This is a genomic window from Kitasatospora viridis (assembly GCF_007829815.1).
GTDB classification, from domain to species: Bacteria; Actinomycetota; Actinomycetes; order Streptomycetales; family Streptomycetaceae; genus Kitasatospora; species Kitasatospora viridis.
In genome coordinates, this window is sequence record NZ_VIWT01000001.1 from 2,897,793 (window position 1) to 2,914,743 (window position 16,951).

Here is a 16,951-nt window from a genome sequence, read left to right on the forward strand (position 1 = left end):
GGCCCCGTCCTCAGGACGGGGCCGGCCCCCGTTCGCCCGCCCCCGCCAGCCGCAGCTGACGCAGCGTCCAGCCGCGCCCCGCCGGGTCCAGCTCCCGGGTCGCCGCCGCGAACAGCTCCGCCGCCCGCCGGTAGGAGAGCCGCCCACGCCCCGTCAGCGGGCAGCGGTCCCGGGCCGGGACGCCCGCCGGCGCCCGGCGGTCCGTCAGGAAGAGCGGCCCGCCCGCCCGGCTGACCAGCAGCAGCGGCAGCAACCGGGCCGTGCCCGCGCCCCAGGCCAGCTCGGCGGCCCGCCCCCGGCCGTGCCGCGCGGTGGCGTCGAGGTCGGCCACGTCGAGCGCCAGCAGCCGCTCGACCGGCGCGCCCGACTCGTACACCAGGTGCCAGCAGACCTGGTCGCGCAGCGCCGCCGGCAGCGCCAGCACCGCCCGCGCCTGCTCCCCGGTGAGCGCCGTCGGCCCAACCGGGGGCAGCGCCGGACCGGCCAGCCCGTCGTCGGCCAGCAGCGCCCCGGCCAGCCAGCCCCGCTCCCGCCACCAGGTCAGCGCCGCGCGCAGCGCGGACAGCTCCCGCCGCACCGTGCGCGGCTCGGCCTCCAGCGCCCGCCGCGCCAGCGCCGCGCGCAGCCGGTCGGCCGCCCGCGGATCGTCCAGCAGCGCCAGCGGCAGCACCGGCGGCGCCGCCCGCCGCCGCCCTTGCCCGCCGGGCGCCGGCCGCCCGGCCAGCGCCCAGGCCCAGGTGTCCAGCGCGATCCGGTAGACCCGCCGCGAACCGTCCCCCAGGCCGGCCGCCGCCAGGTACCGCTCGACCGCGACCGCGTATTCCACCGGAGCGGTTTCCCGCAGTAAATCACTCATTCCAAAACCCCCGTTCGGCCAGTTCAGAAGCAATTTACTGCGCCCTGTCACTGCTCGCGCCGAATTGACACCAGAAAACTCAACTTTCGTGCCCGAACCCCTTGTCCGAGGATCCCGCCAAGGGCACGCTGCTGCCCATGACCACCGCGCTGCGCGCACCCGGCGCGCCCTCCACGCTCGCCCTCTTACGGCAGGAACCGGATTTCCGCCGCTTCCTCACCGGCTACGCGACCTCGCTGCTCGGCTCCGCGATGGCCCCGGTCGCGCTCGCCTTCGCGCTGCTGCGCGAACCCGGCGGCGCGGACGCCCTCGGCTGGGTGCTCACCGCCCGGATCCTGCCGATGGTGCTGGTGCTGCTGCTCGGCGGCGCCGCCGCCGACCGGCTGGGCGGACGCCGGGTGATGCTCGCCGCCGACGCGGTGCGCTGCCTGGCCCAGGCCGGCTTCGCCGCGGCCCTGCTCACCGGCCGCCCGCCGCTCTGGCCACTGCTGGTGCTGGCGGCCGCCGGCGGCGTCGGCGAGGCCGTCTTCAACCCGGCGCTGACCGCGCTGATCCCCCGGCTCACCCCGCCCGCGCAGCTGGCCCGGGCCAACGCCCTGCTCACCCTGGCCCGCTCCACCGCCTCGGTGGCCGGCCCGGCCGCGGCCGGGGTGCTGACCGCCTGGGCCGGCCCCGGCACGGTGCTCGCACTGGACGCCGCCAGCTACGCGGCCAGCCTCTTCGCGCTGGCCCGACTGACCGTCAGCACGGCGCCGCACCCGGCCGGTCCCAGCCTGCTGAGCGAACTGCGCGAGGGCTGGGGCGAGTTCCGCTCGCACGGCTGGCTCTGGGCCGGCTGCCTGCACGCCTGCTTCCTCAACCTGGTGCTGTGGGCGCCCTTCCTGGTGCTCGGCCCGGTCTGCGCCGCGCACCAGCTGGGCGGCGCCCGGGGCTGGGGGCTGGTGATGGGGTGCTTCGGGGCCGGCTCGGTGCTGGGCTCGCTCGGGCTGCTGCGCCGCGACCCGCGCCGCCCGGTGCTCTGGTCCACCGTGGCGATGTTCGGCTTCGCGCTGCCCCCGGCCGTGCTGGCCGCCCGCACCGGGCTGCCCTGGGTCTGCGCGGCCGCCGTGCTGGCCGGCCTCGGATCGGCGGTCGGGCAGAGCCTGGGCGGCCTGGCCCTGCAGCGGCTGGTCCCGGAGCGGGTGCGGGCCAGGGTGGCCGCCTACGAGAGCCTCGGCTCCTTCGCCCTGGGCCCCGTCGGCCTGGCCCTGGCCGGCCCGGTGGCCGCGCTGCTGGGCACCGGCACGGTGCTCGCGGCCGGCGCGGTCGGGCAGCTGGCGGTGACGGCGGCGGTACTCAGCCTCCGTTCGGTCCGGACGAACTGACGCCGGGCCGGCCCCGGGCGGGCAGCGCGATCCGCAGCCCCTCGCCGTCCGCCCCGCGCAGCGCCAGCGCCGCGGCCACCGGGCCGGGCACCGGCCGCAGCCCGAGCAGCGCCGCCACCAGGCCGGCCGTGCCGCGCTGCCAGTCGCCCCGGCGCCGCAGCATCGCGTGGTCGCCGCCGGCCACCTCGATGCCGGCCACGGCCGCTCCGGCGGCCCGCGCCCGGGCGTCGAAGGCCCGGGTGGCCGCCGGATCGGTCACCGTGTCCCGGTCGCCGTGCAGGGTCACCAGGGTCCGCCCGGCCAGTTGCTCGCACGGCTCCGCGGCGGGGACCCAGGGGGCCAGCGCGACCACGGCGGTGACCGCCCGGTGCCCGGCCGCCCGCAGCGCCGCCCGGCCGCCCATCGAGTGGCCGACCAGCAGCACCGGCACCGGTCCGAACCGCTCGGCCACGGCGTCCAGCGCGGCCAGCGCGTCCTGCGCGGCGTCCGCCCGCTCCCCGTTCCAGCCCCGGTGGCGGTAGCGGAGCTGCCCGATGGCGACCGCGCCGTCCGCCGTGGCCCGGCGCAGCGGCGGCCGGAAGGCGGCCATCCGCAGCGCCGCGGGCTGCCAGGGCCGGGCCGGCCCCCTCCCGTGCTCCTGGCCGCCGTGCAGCAGCAGCACCACCGCACGTGCCCCGTCCGCGGGCACGTACCCCCAGTGCAGTAGCCCCGTCACCCCTGTCCTGCCTTCCACCTGTTGCCTCGACCCGGACATCATCCGCGTACGACCGGACAACTGTTGATCAATTACGGTCAGCAGCCCGGCATGCACCCGCCATCTCCCTACCCTCGGAGACAGCACGACGATCACCTCACCAGCACCTGGAGGTCCCGATGGCCGGAGTCGAGCACGCCCTCAAGGAGGCGCTGACCATCGACGGCGCACTCGGCGCCGCCCTGGTGGACCTGAACAGCGGCATGGCGCTCGGCACCCTGGGCCACGCGGCCGACCTCGACCTCACCCTGGCCGCCGCCGGCAGCACCGACCTGGTCCGGGCCACCCGGCGGGCCGGCGAGCTCCAGGGCCGGGCCGGCGAGCCGATGGAGGACATCCTCACCACGCTGACCCACCAGTACCACCTGATCCGCCCGCTCACCGGCCCGGGCGGCGAGGGCCTCTTCCTCTACCTGGTGCTGGACCGCGCCCGCTCCAACCTGGCGCTGGCCCGTCACCGGATCCGCTCGATCGAGACCGCCCTGACGGTCTGACCGCTCAGTCCCCGTCAGCGCCCCCGGCGGCCCGGCGCCGGGCCCGGTCGCGGATCGGCTCCGGCAGCTCGGCCACCTCCAGCAGCCCGGGCAGCAGCGCCGGCTCCGTGGTCATCGCCCGGAAGACGGTGGCCACGTCCACCCCGTGCGCCGGCCGGTGCACCACGCTCACCCGGTCCCCGGCCGCCACCTCGCCGGGCTCCAGCACCCGCAGGTAGGCACCGGGCAGCGCCCGCTCGGTGAACCGCTTCACCCAGCCCCGCTCGCCCAGCCAGCCCTGGAAGGTGCGGCAGGGGATCCGGGGCGAGCTCACCTCCAGCAGCGGGCCGTCGCCGATCCGCCAGCGCTCGCCGATCAGCGCGGTGCTCACCGGCAGCCCGGCGGTGGTCAGGTTCTCGCCGAACACCCCGGGGTGCAGCTCGCGCCCGAGCTCCTCGGCCCAGGCCGCCAGCTCCTCGCTCTCGTAGGCGTACACCGCCTGGTCAGGGCCGCCGTGGTGGCGCAGGTCGCAGATGGCGTCGCCGGCCACCCCGCTGCCCCGCTCCGGCGCCCCGACCCGGACCGGGCCGCCCACCGGACGCTTGTCGATGCCGGTCAGCCCGGGCGCGGAGTGCTCGGTGGGCCGGGCGGTGCCGATGTTCACGGAGTGGATGCGCGCATGGTCTGCCATGTCCCCAACCTACCCACCGGTCCGGGCTACCCGGACGGCTCAGCCGACGGGCCCGCCACCCCGGCGCGGTCCAGGGTGGGGCCATGGAACAGCCGCCCGACCGCCACTCCGCGCTGCTGGTCTGGCTGCTGCTCGCGGGAGTGCCGGCAGTGCTGCTGACCGCCTTCTTCACCCTGCCGCTCGGCGTCTTCGGCCCCGAGCACCCGGCGCTCAGCTGGACCCTCTTCATCGTGGTGCTGGCCGGCCTGGCCGCCCTGCTGGTGCGTCAGATCGGCCTGGTCATGGGCGGCTCCGAGCGCGGCCGACCGGCCCCGGTGATCGCCGCCGCCTCCTTCCTGGCCCTGGTCGCCTTCGCCGCCGCCTACGCCGGCCTGGCCCGGCAGCCCGGCGAGTTCATCGGCCTGCACACCCGGCTGGACGCGCTGTACTTCACCGTGGTGACCATGGCCACCGTCGGCTACGGCGACATCACGCCGTCCGGACAGACGGCCCGCCTGGTCGTGATCCTGCAGATCGGCTACACCCTGGTCTTCCTGGCCGCCGGGTTCACCGCGCTCAGCCAGCGGCTGCGCGGCCGCTGGCAGCACCGGCAGCGGCCGGATCGGCACGGTTGAGGAATGGCCGGACCCGGCACATCCTGGTCAGATGACCGCGATGTTCGAAGAAGAGCTCCGCGCTCAGCTCGCCCTGGCCCGGGATGAGCTGGCGAAGGCCACCGCCGAGGGCGATCTCGACGGTGTCCAGGCCAGCGAGGGCCGGATCGCCGGCCTGCTGCGGCTGGCCGCCAGCCACGGCATCACCCTCCCCCACACCCCCTCCGAGGAACGCGGCGAATCCTGAACCGCCCGCCGCCCCGATTTCCGCCGCCCGCCCCGACCGCACAGCGAGACCCCGCGCAGTGTCCACCACGAAAAGCCGGAAGCCCCGGTCCGAATCTCTTCGGACCGGGGCTTCCCGGTTTGTGCGCGAGGGGGGAGTTGAACCCCCACGCCCTTTCGGGCACTGGAACCTGAATCCAGCGCGTCTGCCTATTCCGCCACCCGCGCATCTGGGTGATGTGGAAGATGTTAGCCGATCGTCGGGGTCCGACGCACACACCCCTCGGCCGCGCGGTGGGCTCCTGCGACGGCGCCCGGAAACGCCGGAAGCCCCGGTCCGAATCTCTTCGGACCGGGGCTTCCCGGTTTGTGCGCGAGGGGGGAGTTGAACCCCCACGCCCTTTCGGGCACTGGAACCTGAATCCAGCGCGTCTGCCTATTCCGCCACCCGCGCATCTGGGTGATGAAGAAGATGCTAGCCGATCGTCCGGGTGAGGTCGAACCGGTTTGGACCCGTTTCTTTCCCACTCGGCCGGTTCCGACTCCCTCTCGGGTGCCCCTTCCGACGTGGAAAACATTAGCACGGCCGCGGCGCGACCTACGAATCCCTCCCGCGCGCCCACCCGCACAGTCGGCCGCGGACCGCCACCGGAGCGGCCCGACCCGCGCCACCAGGGCCGGGACCGGCAGGGGTGAGGCCGGTCGGCCGGGGGTACGTCTCGTGGCGCGGCGGCGCCCGGGTGTGGTGCGACGCACGCCCGTCCACCACGTGGCCGGGGAACCGTACAGATGGCCGCAGCGTGGATACGATCAGTACGGAAGTACCGCAATCGGGCCCCCGGGCCCGTCCGGAAGCCCGAGAGCCCTTGGAAGGGGGTGCCCCGTGGGAGTGCTGAAGAAGTTCGAGCAGCGACTTGAGGGTCTCGTCAACGGCACCTTCGCCAAGGTGTTCAAGTCCGAGGTCCAGCCCGTGGAGATCGCCGGTGCGCTGCAGCGCGAGTGCGACAACAACGCCACCATCTGGAACCGCGACCGCACCGTCGTGCCCAACGACTTCATCGTCGAACTCAGCCCGCACGACCACGAGCGGCTCAGCCCGTACGCGGCCCAGCTCGGCCAGGAGCTGGCCGGCATGGTGCTGGAGTACGCCGAGGCCCAGCGCTACAGCTTCCTCGGGCCGCTGCAGGTCAACCTGGAGCGGGCCGACGACCTGGACACCGGGCTCTACCGGGTGCGCAGCCGCACGCTCGCCTCGGACGCCCCCGAGTCGGCCCCGGCCGCCGGCTACCAGTCCGGCTACCCGGCGACGCCGCCGCCCGCCGCCCCCCGGGAGGCCGGTTTCGGGCGCCCGCGGGAGGCCGAACCGCCCGCCCCGCCGGCCGCCCAGGGCTGGGCCCAGAGCAGCCAGCCCACCTACGCCGGCAGCGCGCCGCTGACCCCCAGCGCCCCGCCCGCGATGCCCCCCGCGCCGGCCGGCGGCAACGTCCGCCCGTTCCCCGGCTCGGGCACCGGCGCCGGCAGCCGCCGCTGGATCGAGATCAACGGCACCCGCCACCAGATCACCGGGAACGCCTGCGTGCTCGGCCGTTCCACCGAGGCCGACGTGCGGATCGACGACCCCGGGGTCTCCCGCAAGCACGCCGAGATCCGGCCCGGCAACCCGGCCATGGTGCTCGACCTCGGGTCCACCAACGGCATCGTGGTGGACGGGCAGCACACTCAGCGCGCTACGCTCCGCGACGGCTCGCGGATCGTCGTGGGCTCCACGACGATCATCTACCGACAGGTCGAAGGGTAGGGCGAGCAGCGGTGTCCGAGCTCACACTGACAGTCCTGCGGCTGGGTTTCCTGGCCGTGCTGTGGCTGTTCGTGATCGTCGCGGTGCAGGTGATCCGCAGCGATCTGTTCGGCGCCAAGGGCACTACCCGGCTCGGCCGCCGCGGTGCGGCCACCGCCGCCGCGGCGGGTGCCGCGGCCGGCTCCGGCGCCCCCGCCCGGCCCCAGCCGGGCCCCCGGGAGAGCGCGCCCGCGAACTCCCCGCAGGGCGGCGGTCGGCGCGCCCGCAGCGCTCCGGCCCAGCCCTCCCAGCTGGTGGTGGTCGAGGGCGGACTGGCCGGCACCACGGTCGCGCTGCAGGGCCAGGTGATCACCCTGGGCCGCGCGCACGACTCGACCATCGTGCTCGATGACGACTACGCCTCCTCCCGCCATGCCAGGATCTACCCCGACCAGACTGGGCAGTGGACCGTTGAGGATCTAGGCTCCACCAACGGCACGTATCTGGACCGTCAGCGGCTGACACAGCCGATGCCGCTGCAGGTCGGCGTGCCGATCCGTATCGGCAGGACCGTCATCGAACTGCGGAAGTAGTAGCGCATGAGGGACAGCACCCCGTCCAACAGCAGCCGGGCAGGCGGCCAGTCCGCTGCGGCTGACCAGCGCGCGGCACAGAGGGGAGCAGGCGTCGCATGAGCCTCGTGCTGCGTTTCGCCGCCGGATCCCACAAGGGTCTGATCCGGGAAGGGAACGAGGACTCCGGCTACGCCGGCCCCCGGTTGCTGGCGGTGGCGGACGGAATGGGCGGTGCCGCGGCCGGTGAGGTCGCCTCCTCCGAGGTCCTGAGCTCGCTGATCGCGCTCGACGACGCCGATCCGCACGCCGACCTGCTGACCCTGCTGCACGACGCGGTGCAGACCGCCAACGACCGGCTGCGCCTGATGGTCGAACAGGACCCGCAGCTGGAGGGCATGGGCTGCACGCTCACCGCGCTGCTGTGGACCGGCGACCGGATGGGCCTGGTGCACGTCGGCGACTCGCGCGCCTACCTGCTGCGGGACGGCTCGCTCAGCCAGATCACCCAGGACCACACCTGGGTGCAGCGGCTGGTGGACGAGGGCCGGATCACCGCCGAGGAGGCCGAGACCCACCCGCAACGCTCACTGCTGATGCGCGCGCTGGACGGCCGCGGCCAGGTCGAGCCCGACCTGTCGATCCGCGAGGTCCGGGCCGGCGACCGCTACCTGATCTGCTCCGACGGCCTGTCCGGCCCGGTCAGCCACCAGACCCTGGAGGAGACGCTCGGGAGCTTCTACGCCCCCGAGCCGACCATCCAGGAGCTGATCCAGCTGGCGCTGCGCGGCGGCGGCCCGGACAACATCACCTGCATCGTGGCCGACGTGCTCGACGTGGGCCCGAGCGACACCCTGAGCGGCCAGTTCGCCACCACCCCGGTGGTGGTCGGCGCGGTCGCCGAGGGCCCGCACGGCACCGCCGTCGACAACCAGATCATCGACACCCCGGCCGGCCGCGCCGCCGGGCTGGGCCGCCAGCAGCCCCCGCAGGGCGCCTTCGGCCCGGCCAACGGCTACGACCAGGCGCCCGGCTTCGGCCCCGCCGAGGGCTACTCCGCGGAGGGCTACCCGGTCGAGGGCGGCTACGACGGCTACGGCAACCCCGAGAACTACCCCGCCGAGGGCTACGGCGAGGCCTACGAGCAGCCCGCCGGCTACCCGCAGGGCCAGCCCGAGTACGGCGCCGCCCCCGCCGGGGCGCCCCAGGGCTACCCGGCGGAGCAGCCGGGCGAGCCGGCCCCCGAGCCGCCGCGCAAGCGCCGCTGGTTCCGCCGCTCGGCGATCACCGTGGTGGCCCTCGGCCTGCTCGCCGGCGCCGGCTTCGCCGGCTGGACCTGGAACCAGGACCACTACTACCTGGCCGTCAACGACGGCAAGGTCGCGGTCTACCAGGGCCAGAAGCTGGCCGGCCTGGACCTGTCCTCGCTCAAGCAGCAGACCGACGTGCAGGCCAAGCTGCTCTCCACCGCCCAGCAGCAGCAGCTCGGCCAGACCATCAAGGTCAACGGCATGGACGCGGTGAACCAGCAGCTGAACACCTTCCAGGCGCAGGCCACGGTGTGCGCGAAGGTGGCCGCCCAGCCCGCCGCGGCCGGCCAGGCGCAGGCCCAGGCGGTGCCCACCCAGGCGCCGGCCAGCCCGGCCGCCTTCCTGACCCCGACCTCGAAGAGCGCCCCCAAGGTCGGCGCCTCCCCGGCCGGACCGAGCCCGTCGGCCACGCCCAGCCCGGCCGCCCCGTCGACCGGCACCCCGGCCGACGCCGGCCAGTCGCCGACCGCCGCGCCCGCGCCGAGCGCCCCGGCGCTCAGCCCGGACGAGCAGAAGCTTGAGGCGAACTGCCCGCCGCCGTCCTGATCCAGGGCCGCGCCGGAGCCCGGTGCAGGGTCCCGACCGGACCCCGCGCCGGGCTCAAGCACAGGTGCGGTTGAATGGCAGTCGCCGCCTGCCCGGGTGGCGCCTAGGAGGGGACCCGTCTCGTGAACAAGCCCATCCGACGGGTCGCCGTCTTCTGCATGGTGCTCGTCTTCGCCCTGCTGCTGCGGGCCAACTGGGTGCAGGCGGTGGTCGCGGACAGCTACGCGGACAACAGCAACAACGAGCGGGTCCGGTTCGACCAGTTCGCCTACCCGCGGGGCAGCATCATCGTCGGCGGGGAGAACGGGCAGGCCATCACGGGCTCGGACTTCGTCAACGGCTACCGGTACAAGTACAAGCCCACCTTCGCCAACGGGCCGATGTACGCGCCGGTCACCGGCTACTTCTCGCAGGCCGACTACGGGTCCACCGCCCTGGAGAACCTGGAGAACGGCATCCTCTCCGGCACCGACGACCGGCTCTTCTTCGGCAACGCGATGGACACCCTGACCGGCAAGAAGAAGCAGGGCGGCAACGTCGTCACCACCATCAACCCGGCGGTGCAGCAGGCCGCCTTCCAGGCGATGGGCAACAAGAAGGGCGCCGCGATCGCCCTGGACCCGCGCACCGGCGCGATCCTGGCGATGGTCAGCACCCCGTCCTTCGACCCGAACTCGGTCGCCGACACGAGCACCGCCGACGGCAAGAACTTCAGCGCGCTGAGCAACGACCCGGACCAGCCGATGCTCAACCGGGCGCTGCGCCAGACCTATCCGCCGGGCTCCACCTTCAAGCTGGTCACCGCGGCGACCGCGTTCGAGACCGGCAAGTACCAGACGCCGGACGACCAGACCGACACCCCGGACCACTACATCCTGCCGGGCACCAACACCGAGCTGAAGAACGACAGCCCGGACGAGAACTGCGGCGGCGCGACCCTGAAGTACGCGCTGCAGATCTCCTGCAACACCGTCTACGGCAAGCTCGGCGCCGACCTGGGCGAGACCAAGCTGCTGGCCCAGGCGCAGAAGTTCGGCTTCAACAACACCGTGGACACCCCGATCCGCTCGGTGGCCAGCAACTTCCCCAGCGACTCCAGCCCCGACGGCACCGCGATGGACGCCATCGGCCAGCACAACACCGCCGCGACCCCGTTGCAGATGGCCATGGTCGCCGCGGCGATCGCCAACAACGGCAAGCTGATGCAGCCCTACCTGGTGGACGAGGAGCGCTCGCCCGGCGGGACGGTGATCTCCAAGCACACCGAGAAGGAGATGGACCAGGCGGTCAGCCCGGCCACCGCGCAGAAGCTCCAGCAGATGATGGTCGCCGTGGTGCAGAACGGCACCGGCGTGAAGGCCCAGATCCCGGGGGTCGAGGTGGGCGGCAAGACCGGCACCGCGCAGCACGGCGTGAACAACTCCGGCCTGCCGTTCGCCTGGTTCGTCTCCTACGCCAAGGTCGGCAACGACTACCCGGTCGCAGTCGCGGTGGTGGTCGAGGACGGTGCGGCGCAGAGCGAGGAGATCGCCGGCGGCAGCCAGGCCGCACCGATCGCCAAGGCCATGATGCAGGCGGCGATCGGCCACTAGGCACGGTTCGCCGACCGCACCGGTTAGGCTCCGAGGGCCGCGCGGTTCCGGTACCGGTCTGGTCTCAGCTGCCGGGCGTGTCGAGTTGCCGCCGGATGGACCGGTAGCGTATCCGCAGCGGCGGGGTCTGCCGCGGCTCGGTCCGGCTCCGGCCGGGGCCGGGGGTGGGGCCGGCCTCCAGAACCACCGGGGCGTCGGCCGCGTCACTACAGGAACGTGCTGGGGACACCTACGTCACATCCTCACCGGACGGTGGGGGAGAGGGTCGGAACTATGGAAGAGCCTCGTCGCCTCGGCGGCAGGTACGAGCTGGGCGGCGTCCTCGGGCGCGGCGGCATGGCCGAGGTGTACCTCGGCCATGACACCCGGCTCGGCCGTTCCGTCGCAGTGAAGACGCTCCGGGCCGACATGGCCAGGGACCCTTCCTTCCAGGCCCGCTTCCGCCGCGAGGCGCAGTCCGCGGCCTCGCTGAACCACCCCGCCATCGTCGCCGTGTACGACACCGGCGAGGACTACATCGACGGCATCTCCATCCCCTACATCGTGATGGAGTACGTCGAGGGTTCGACCCTGCGCGAGCTGCTGCACTCCGGCCGCCGGCTGCTGCCCGAGCGCGCGCTGGAGATGACCATCGGCATCCTGCAGGCCCTGGAGTACTCGCACCGGGCCGGCATCGTGCACCGCGACATCAAGCCCGCCAACGTGATGCTCACCCGGCAGGGCAACGTCAAGGTGATGGACTTCGGCATCGCGCGCGCCATGGGTGACGCCGGCATGACGATGACCCAGACCTCGGCCGTGATCGGCACCGCCCAGTACCTCTCGCCCGAGCAGGCCAAGGGCGAGACCGTGGACGCCCGCTCCGACCTGTACTCCACCGGCTGCCTGCTCTACGAGCTGCTGACCCTGCGCCCGCCGTTCGTCGGCGACTCGCCGGTCGCGGTGGCGTACCAGCACGTCCGCGAGGAGGCCGCGCCGCCGTCCAGCTACGACCCCGAGGTCCGCCCCGAGGTCGACGCGATCGTGCTGAAGGCGCTGGCCAAAGAGCGCGACTACCGCTACCAGAGCGCCGACGAGATGCGCGATGACATCGAGCGCTTCCTCGACGGCCTCCCGGTGGCCGCCGCCCAGCAGGCCGCGGCCTACGGCATGGGCGGCTACGGGTACGACCAGAACGGCTACCCGGCCCAGCACGACCCGTACGGCCAGACCAGCATGATGCCGCAGACCGGCGGCGCCGCGCCGACCACCATGCTGCCGCCGGTCGCCGGCCAGGGCGGCTACGACCAGAACGGCTACCAGACCGGTTACCCCGACGGCGGCTACAACGACGGCTACGGCAACGGCGAGGACGGCTACGACGACCAGCCGCGCAGCCGGCGCCGGGACGACCAGCCGAAGAAGAGCAACACCTCCTGGATCATCCTGGCCGTGGCGGCCGTGCTGGTCCTGGTCGGTTCGTTCTTCGTCGCCTCGGCGATGTTCAAGGGCGGGGGCGGCGGGAAGCAGGTCACCGCGCCGACCCTGACCGGCAAGAGCTTCGACGACGCGACCACCGCCGCGCACGCCGCCGGCTCCAAGATCACCCTGGTCAAGGGCGACCCGATCCCCTGCGGGACCACCCCCAAGGACATGGTCTGCCAGCAGAACCCGGCGGCCGGCGTCTCGATGCCGGACAACGGCCAGATCACCGTGCAGCTCTCCTCCGGCCCGGGCCAGAGCCCGGTCCCCTCGGTGGTCGGCCAGAACAAGGACCAGGCCGCCCAGCAGCTGCAGGGCGCCGGCTTCACGGTCGGCGCGCCGACCTACGCCAACGACCCCACCGTCCCGCAGGACTCGGTGATCTCGCAGAGCCCGCAGGCCGGCAGCCAGGCCGCCCCGGGCAGCGCGGTCACCCTGACCATCTCGCAGGGCCCGGGCAAGGTCACCGTGCCGAACGTGGTCGGCCAGCCCACCGCGCAGGCCACGGCGCAGCTGCAGGCCGCGGGCTTCAACGTGGACTCCAGCAAGACCACCCCGAGCACCAACCCGACCAGCCAGGTCCCGGGCACCGTGGCCTCGGAGAACCCGAGCGGCAAGGCGGCCCAGGGCGCGACCATCGCGCTGACCATCTACGGTGCGCCGGCCAAGGCCCAGGTCCCCGACGTCACCAACAAGACCGTCAAGGACGCCACCGCGGCCCTCACCGCCGCCGGCTTCAGCAACTGGACCTTCAACGGCCCGGGTGACGACAAGTCCGTGGTGGTCAGCACCAACCCCGGCCCCAACCTGCCGGTGGACCCGAGCACCAGCATCACGATCACCACCCGCCCGGCCGACCCGGCGTCGCCCAGCAAAGGGACCGGGGGCACCGGGCTCCCCGGGTTCCCGCCCTTCGGCAACGGCGGGAACTAAGCACCCCAGGTAACGGCTGAACGAGGCCGTGGGGCCGCGGACGACTCCGGTCGTCCGCGGCCCCACGGCCTTTCCCGTCCCGTCGGCGCAGAACGTCCCGTCAACGCAGTTCCGGCGGCGGGGTGCGCTTGGCGTCCACCGGGTCGACCCGGACCAGCGAGCCCCACACCGCCATCCGGTAGCGCGAGGTGTAGACCGGGGTGCAGGTGGTCAGCGTGATGTAGTGGCCGGGCTGGGTGTAGCCGGCCTTCTCCGGCACCGGTGCGACGATGCCGGTGTCGTCCTTGGTGGTCTGGTCGAGCACCGCGTCCACCCGGTAGACGAACCAGCTGTCCCGGGTCTCCACCACGATCGGCGCGCCTTTCTGCACCTCGTCCAGGTCATGGAACTTGGCACCGTGGCCGTCCCGGTGCGCGGCGAGCGCGAAGTTGCCGGACGGGGCCCAGGGCATCGCGGCGGCGTACGGCTGGGTGTAGACCCCGGCGACGCCCTCGTTCAGCACGTCCGGGTCGGTGCCCATCTTGATCAGCACCGAGTAGTCCTTGCCCATCGCGGGCACGTGCAGGAACCCGATGCCGCCGCCGGGCTGGTAGGCCGGGTCCGGGGCGGCGGGGGCGGTCCAGGTGTGCCGCAACCGCTGGGCCGCCTGGTCGGCCTGACGGCCCGCCAGCACGTCGGTCCACCAGAGCGAGTAGGCGACGAAGAGCGCGAGCAGCACGCCCAGCGTGATGAGCAGCTCCCCGACCACCCCCAGCGCCCGGGCCAGCGGTGTGCGCGGCCGGCGGGCCGCCGGGCTGCTTCCGGTCTGCTGCTGCGTCACGCGGCCTCCGCTCCCGGGGGATCCTGGCGGACGCGCCCCGGGCGCGTCCGCCGGACCCGGTGGATCAGGAGTTGGTCAGCGCGGGCGGCTGCCCCTGGCTCCTGGGTCGTTCATCGATCATCTTGCCAAAGACGATCAGCCGCCCCCGGGCGCTGTACTCGGGCGTACAGGTGGTCATCGTGATGTACCGGCCCGGTTGGGTGAACGGCGAGCCCTTGGGGACCGGGTTGAGCACCGAGACGTTGTTCGGCGGGGTCTCCGGGATGCCGCCCTCGACCTCGTAGGTGTAGTAGGTGGTGGCGGTCTCCACCACGATCTTGTCGCCGGGGTGCAGTTCGGCCAACCGGTTGAACGGCTGCCCGTGGGTGGTGCGGTGGCCGGCCACCGCAAAGTTGCCGGCCGGGTCGGAGGGCAGCGCGGTGCCGGTGTAGTGGCCGACCAGGCCCTTGTCGAGCACGGTGGTGGTCACCGTGCCCTCGGCGATCGGGTCGGTCAGGCCGATCTTCGGCACGTGGATGATGGCGAACCCCTGGCCGGGCGCGAAGGTCGGGGAGGCCGCGCCGGACGGGCCGCCGCTGGGCGCGGCGGCCGGGTTGTTCCACTGCTGTTCCAGCTTGTTGCGGGTGCCGTCGGCGATCGCGTCGGCCTGCACGTTGGTCCACCAGAGCTGGTAGGCCACGAAGAGCAGCATCACCAGGCCCGTGGTGATGAAGAGTTCGCCGAGCACCCGGGCGGCGACCACCCGCTTGCGCTCCTTGGGCCGCACCACCGGGGCCTGCCGTCCGGCGGCCCGGCGCCGGCCGTTGCCGGAGCGCATCGACATCCGGCCCTGGGCGCGCCGGCCCTCCGCGGCCGCGGCGGGCGCCGCCGACGCGTCGTCAGCCCGCTGGCCGGGCAGCTGGACCACCCGCAGCTGGAGGGTCTGGTCGGCCAGCCAGGGGTACTCGGGGGCCGGCTCGACCGGCTCCGGGGTCTGGTAGCCGGTGGGCTCGGCCTGCTGGTAGACGCCCCAGCCGTCGCTCTCGGCGCCGGGCTGCGCGGCGGGCTGCTGCTGGTACTGCGGCTGGGCGGGCTGCTGCTGCGGGTACTGCGGCTGCTGCGGCGGGTACGGCTGGTAGCCGCCGTACCACTCCTCCTGGCGCCCCTCCGGGCGCACCGCCGTCACCTCAGCCCCGGCCGATCACCGGGGCGAGACCGGCCGAGCGGCCGACCGCCTCCGGGTCCCCGCACTCGGCCAGCCAGTTGGCGAGCATCCGGTGCCCGCCCTCGGTGAGCACCGACTCCGGGTGGAACTGCACGCCCTCGACGGGCAGCTCGCGGTGCCGCAGGCCCATGATGACTCCGCTCTCGGTCCGGGCGGTGACCAGCAGTTCGGCCGGCACGGTGTCCGGCTCCACGGCCAGCGAGTGGTAGCGGGTGGCGGTCATCGGCGAGGGCAGGCCGGCGAAGACGCCGCCGTCCTCGTGCTCGACCGCCGAGGTCTTGCCGTGCAGCAGCTCGGGCGCCCGGTCCACCACCGCGCCGTAGGCCACCGCGATGGACTGCAGGCCCAGGCAGACGCCGAACAGCGGCAGCCCGGTCGCCGCGCAGTGCCGGACCATCTCGATGCAGACCCCGGCCTCCTCGGGCGAGCCGGGGCCGGGGGAGAGCAGCACCCCGTCGTAGCCGCGGTCGCCGTCCCGGCGCACCGCCTGAGCCACCGTCAGCTCGTCGTTGCGCACCACCTCGCAGGTGGCGCCCAGCTGGTAGAGGTACTGGACCAGGTTGAAGACGAAGCTGTCGTAGTTGTCCACCACGAGGATCCGCGGGGCGGTGACGGGCGAGGCCATTGGTGCTGACTCCGGTGAGGTGCGGCGGTGAGGTGCCGCGGTGAGCGGCGCTCGGACGGGTGCGGCGGGGGTGCGGGCGGTCAGCCTTGGCCTCCGCCGTTGTTCACCGTGACGTCATTGAAGGGGAGCAGCGGTTCCGCCCAGGGGAAGACGTACTGGAAGAGCACGTAGACCACGCCCAGCACGAGCAACAGCGAGATGATCGCGCGCACCAGCGTGTTGCCGGGCAGGTGGCGCCAGATCCAGCCGTACATGCTGCTCCCTTGAGTCGGACCGTGGGGACCAGAGTAGACCGCGAACCTTCGCCCGTGGCCTGCTGCGGCCGATCCGGTGACCGGTGGCGGAGCGGCGTGCTACCGGGCCGTGCGCTACTGGCCGGTGGCCGAGTGCAGGTCGGTGCTGCCGGTGTAGCCGGGCAGCGTCAGATCGCCGCTCTCCTGCACCTTCCAGCCGAGCCCGTAGGCCGCGACGTACTGCAGGTAGTTGCGGATCGACGGGTCGCCGTCCAGCGCGGCCCGCAGCCCGTCGGTGCGGCCCACCGCGCGGATCACGTACGGCGGGGAGTAGACCCGGCCCTGCAGCAGCAGGGTGTTGCCGACGCAGCGCACCGCGCTGGTGGCGATCAGCCGCTGGTCCATCACCTGCACGCCGCTCGCGCCGCCCCGCCAGAGCGCGTTGACCACGGCCTGGATGTCCTGCTGATGGATCACCAGGTCGTTGACCCCGGGCTCGGGGACGCCGGGGATCCTGGCGGTGGCGTCGGGCGGCGCGTCGTTCAGGGTGACGGTCAGTCCCGGCCCCTGCAGCGGGTCGAGGCCGGCCTGCTGGCGCAGGGTCGCGAGCAGGTCGCTGTCGGCGGGACTGCGCCCCTGTTGCCGGGCGAGCGCGTCCGCGCGCTGCTGGAGCTGCGAGTTGTCGGCCTGGGTCTGCCGGTTCTGGTCGCTGCGCTGCTGTATCAGGTCGCCCAGCTTGAGCATGGAGTTGTCGGTGCGCAGGTCGATGCCCCGGGCGGCGTGCGCGCTGACGTAGAAGAGCACTCCGGCGAGGGCGAAGACGCCGCAGGTCAGGGCACGACCGACAATTCGGGTGGTGTTGCGGCGGCCGGAAGCGGGGTGTTGGTCCGGTTTCCCGGAATTCTCGGAATTCGGCACCGTA

The 16,951-nt window shown here is 73.6% G+C and carries 17 protein-coding genes and 2 tRNA genes; 9 read left to right on the plus strand and 10 right to left on the minus strand.

The features are described 5' to 3' along the window. Positions 1-10: 10 nt before the first annotated feature. Positions 11-826 carry a site-specific integrase gene (locus tag FHX73_RS12905; protein ID WP_145905147.1) on the minus strand — a complete coding sequence of 272 codons (816 nt, stop codon included), beginning with the start codon at positions 824-826 and terminating at the stop codon, positions 11-13. A gap of 131 nt (positions 827-957) precedes the next feature. On the opposite strand from FHX73_RS12905, the gene FHX73_RS12910 reads away from it, so the two are divergent. After that, complete coding sequence (locus FHX73_RS12910) at positions 958-2,220, plus strand: MFS transporter (protein ID WP_145905148.1); 1,263 nt, start codon at positions 958-960, stop codon at positions 2,218-2,220. Here the strand turns inward: FHX73_RS12910 and FHX73_RS12915 are convergent. After that, positions 2,192-2,935: an alpha/beta fold hydrolase gene (locus FHX73_RS12915; protein ID WP_246213496.1), complete on the minus strand. Its 744-nt coding sequence runs from the start codon at positions 2,933-2,935 to the stop codon at positions 2,192-2,194. The genes FHX73_RS12910 and FHX73_RS12915 overlap by 29 nt on opposite strands. 158 nt (positions 2,936-3,093) lie before the next feature. Between FHX73_RS12915 and FHX73_RS12920 the strand changes: the two genes are divergently transcribed. Beyond that, positions 3,094-3,468 carry a hypothetical protein gene (locus tag FHX73_RS12920; protein WP_145905149.1) on the plus strand — a complete coding sequence of 125 codons (375 nt, stop codon included), beginning with the start codon at positions 3,094-3,096 and terminating at the stop codon, positions 3,466-3,468. 4 nt (positions 3,469-3,472) lie between these two features. On the opposite strand, the gene FHX73_RS12925 is transcribed toward FHX73_RS12920, so the two are convergent. Beyond that, positions 3,473-4,138: an MOSC domain-containing protein gene (locus FHX73_RS12925; RefSeq protein WP_145905150.1), complete on the minus strand. Its 666-nt coding sequence runs from the start codon at positions 4,136-4,138 to the stop codon at positions 3,473-3,475. A gap of 83 nt (positions 4,139-4,221) precedes the next feature. On the opposite strand from FHX73_RS12925, the gene FHX73_RS12930 reads away from it, so the two are divergent. Together FHX73_RS12930 and FHX73_RS44635 are read left to right on the plus strand one after the other, a co-directional pair. Next, positions 4,222-4,752 (plus strand): potassium channel family protein, encoded by a 531-nt coding sequence (locus FHX73_RS12930; RefSeq protein WP_211786186.1) that lies wholly within the window; start codon positions 4,222-4,224, stop codon positions 4,750-4,752. Positions 4,753-4,783: 31 nt separating this feature from the next. Then, positions 4,784-4,978 carry a hypothetical protein gene (locus FHX73_RS44635; RefSeq protein WP_170304906.1) on the plus strand — a complete coding sequence of 65 codons (195 nt, stop codon included), beginning with the start codon at positions 4,784-4,786 and terminating at the stop codon, positions 4,976-4,978. A gap of 122 nt (positions 4,979-5,100) precedes the next feature. Here FHX73_RS44635 and FHX73_RS12940 read toward each other — a convergent pair. Then, positions 5,101-5,184: transfer RNA gene (locus tag FHX73_RS12940), tRNA-Leu, on the minus strand. A gap of 142 nt (positions 5,185-5,326) precedes the next feature. Further along, positions 5,327-5,410 (minus strand) — tRNA-Leu (locus tag FHX73_RS12945). Between the two features lie 429 nt (positions 5,411-5,839). Between FHX73_RS12945 and FHX73_RS12950 the strand changes: the two genes are divergently transcribed. The 5 genes from FHX73_RS12950 (at position 5,840) to pknB (ending at position 13,147) form a co-directional block, all read left to right on the plus strand. Next, complete coding sequence (locus FHX73_RS12950; protein ID WP_145905152.1) at positions 5,840-6,754, plus strand: FHA domain-containing protein; 915 nt, start codon at positions 5,840-5,842, stop codon at positions 6,752-6,754. Between the two features lie 11 nt (positions 6,755-6,765). Further along, on the plus strand, positions 6,766-7,326 hold the full coding sequence (locus FHX73_RS12955; protein WP_145905153.1) for an FHA domain-containing protein FhaB/FipA: 561 nt from the start codon (positions 6,766-6,768) through the stop codon (positions 7,324-7,326). Between the two features lie 98 nt (positions 7,327-7,424). Next, the gene (locus FHX73_RS12960) at positions 7,425-9,161 is read left to right on the plus strand and encodes a BofC C-terminal domain-containing protein (protein WP_145905154.1); all 1,737 of its coding nucleotides are present in this window, start codon (positions 7,425-7,427) and stop codon (positions 9,159-9,161) included. Between the two features lie 122 nt (positions 9,162-9,283). After that, entirely contained in the window at positions 9,284-10,753 is a 1,470-nt protein-coding gene (locus FHX73_RS12965; protein WP_145905155.1) for a peptidoglycan D,D-transpeptidase FtsI family protein, read from the plus strand. Between the two features lie 273 nt (positions 10,754-11,026). Next, complete coding sequence (gene pknB / locus FHX73_RS12970; protein ID WP_145905156.1) at positions 11,027-13,147, plus strand: Stk1 family PASTA domain-containing Ser/Thr kinase; 2,121 nt, start codon at positions 11,027-11,029, stop codon at positions 13,145-13,147. Positions 13,148-13,247: 100 nt separating this feature from the next. Here pknB and FHX73_RS12975 read toward each other — a convergent pair whose 3' ends face one another. From FHX73_RS12975 to FHX73_RS12990, 5 genes are all read right to left on the minus strand, one after another. Then, positions 13,248-13,967, minus strand: a complete 720-nt coding sequence (locus FHX73_RS12975) for a class E sortase (protein ID WP_145905157.1) — start codon at positions 13,965-13,967, stop codon at positions 13,248-13,250. A 64-nt stretch (positions 13,968-14,031) separates the two neighbouring features. Beyond that, entirely contained in the window at positions 14,032-15,123 is a 1,092-nt protein-coding gene (locus tag FHX73_RS12980) for a class E sortase (protein WP_246213497.1), read from the minus strand. Positions 15,124-15,133: 10 nt separating this feature from the next. Further along, positions 15,134-15,796: an aminodeoxychorismate/anthranilate synthase component II gene (locus tag FHX73_RS12985; RefSeq protein WP_145905158.1), complete on the minus strand. Its 663-nt coding sequence runs from the start codon at positions 15,794-15,796 to the stop codon at positions 15,134-15,136. Positions 15,797-15,876: 80 nt separating this feature from the next. After that, on the minus strand, positions 15,877-16,050 hold the full coding sequence (locus FHX73_RS44640; RefSeq protein WP_170304907.1) for a hypothetical protein: 174 nt from the start codon (positions 16,048-16,050) through the stop codon (positions 15,877-15,879). Positions 16,051-16,164: 114 nt separating this feature from the next. Further along, on the minus strand, positions 16,165-16,947 hold the full coding sequence (locus tag FHX73_RS12990; RefSeq protein WP_211786187.1) for a DUF881 domain-containing protein: 783 nt from the start codon (positions 16,945-16,947) through the stop codon (positions 16,165-16,167). Positions 16,948-16,951 lie beyond the last annotated feature (4 nt).

Bases quoted from the DNA above. Each gene is read 5' to 3' on its own strand.
- FHX73_RS12920 (WP_145905149.1), top strand. From the start codon at position 3,094: ATGGCCGGAGTCGAGCACGCCCTCAAGGAGGCGCTGACCATCGACGGC.
- FHX73_RS12925 (WP_145905150.1), bottom strand. From the start codon at position 4,138: ATGGCAGACCATGCGCGCATCCACTCCGTGAACATCGGCACCGCCCGG.
- FHX73_RS12930 (WP_211786186.1), top strand. From the start codon at position 4,222: ATGGAACAGCCGCCCGACCGCCACTCCGCGCTGCTGGTCTGGCTGCTG.
- FHX73_RS44635 (WP_170304906.1), top strand. From the start codon at position 4,784: ATGACCGCGATGTTCGAAGAAGAGCTCCGCGCTCAGCTCGCCCTGGCC.
- FHX73_RS12960 (WP_145905154.1), top strand. From the start codon at position 7,425: ATGAGCCTCGTGCTGCGTTTCGCCGCCGGATCCCACAAGGGTCTGATC.
- pknB (WP_145905156.1), top strand. From the start codon at position 11,027: ATGGAAGAGCCTCGTCGCCTCGGCGGCAGGTACGAGCTGGGCGGCGTC.
- FHX73_RS12985 (WP_145905158.1), bottom strand. From the start codon at position 15,796: ATGGCCTCGCCCGTCACCGCCCCGCGGATCCTCGTGGTGGACAACTAC.
- FHX73_RS44640 (WP_170304907.1), bottom strand. From the start codon at position 16,050: ATGTACGGCTGGATCTGGCGCCACCTGCCCGGCAACACGCTGGTGCGC.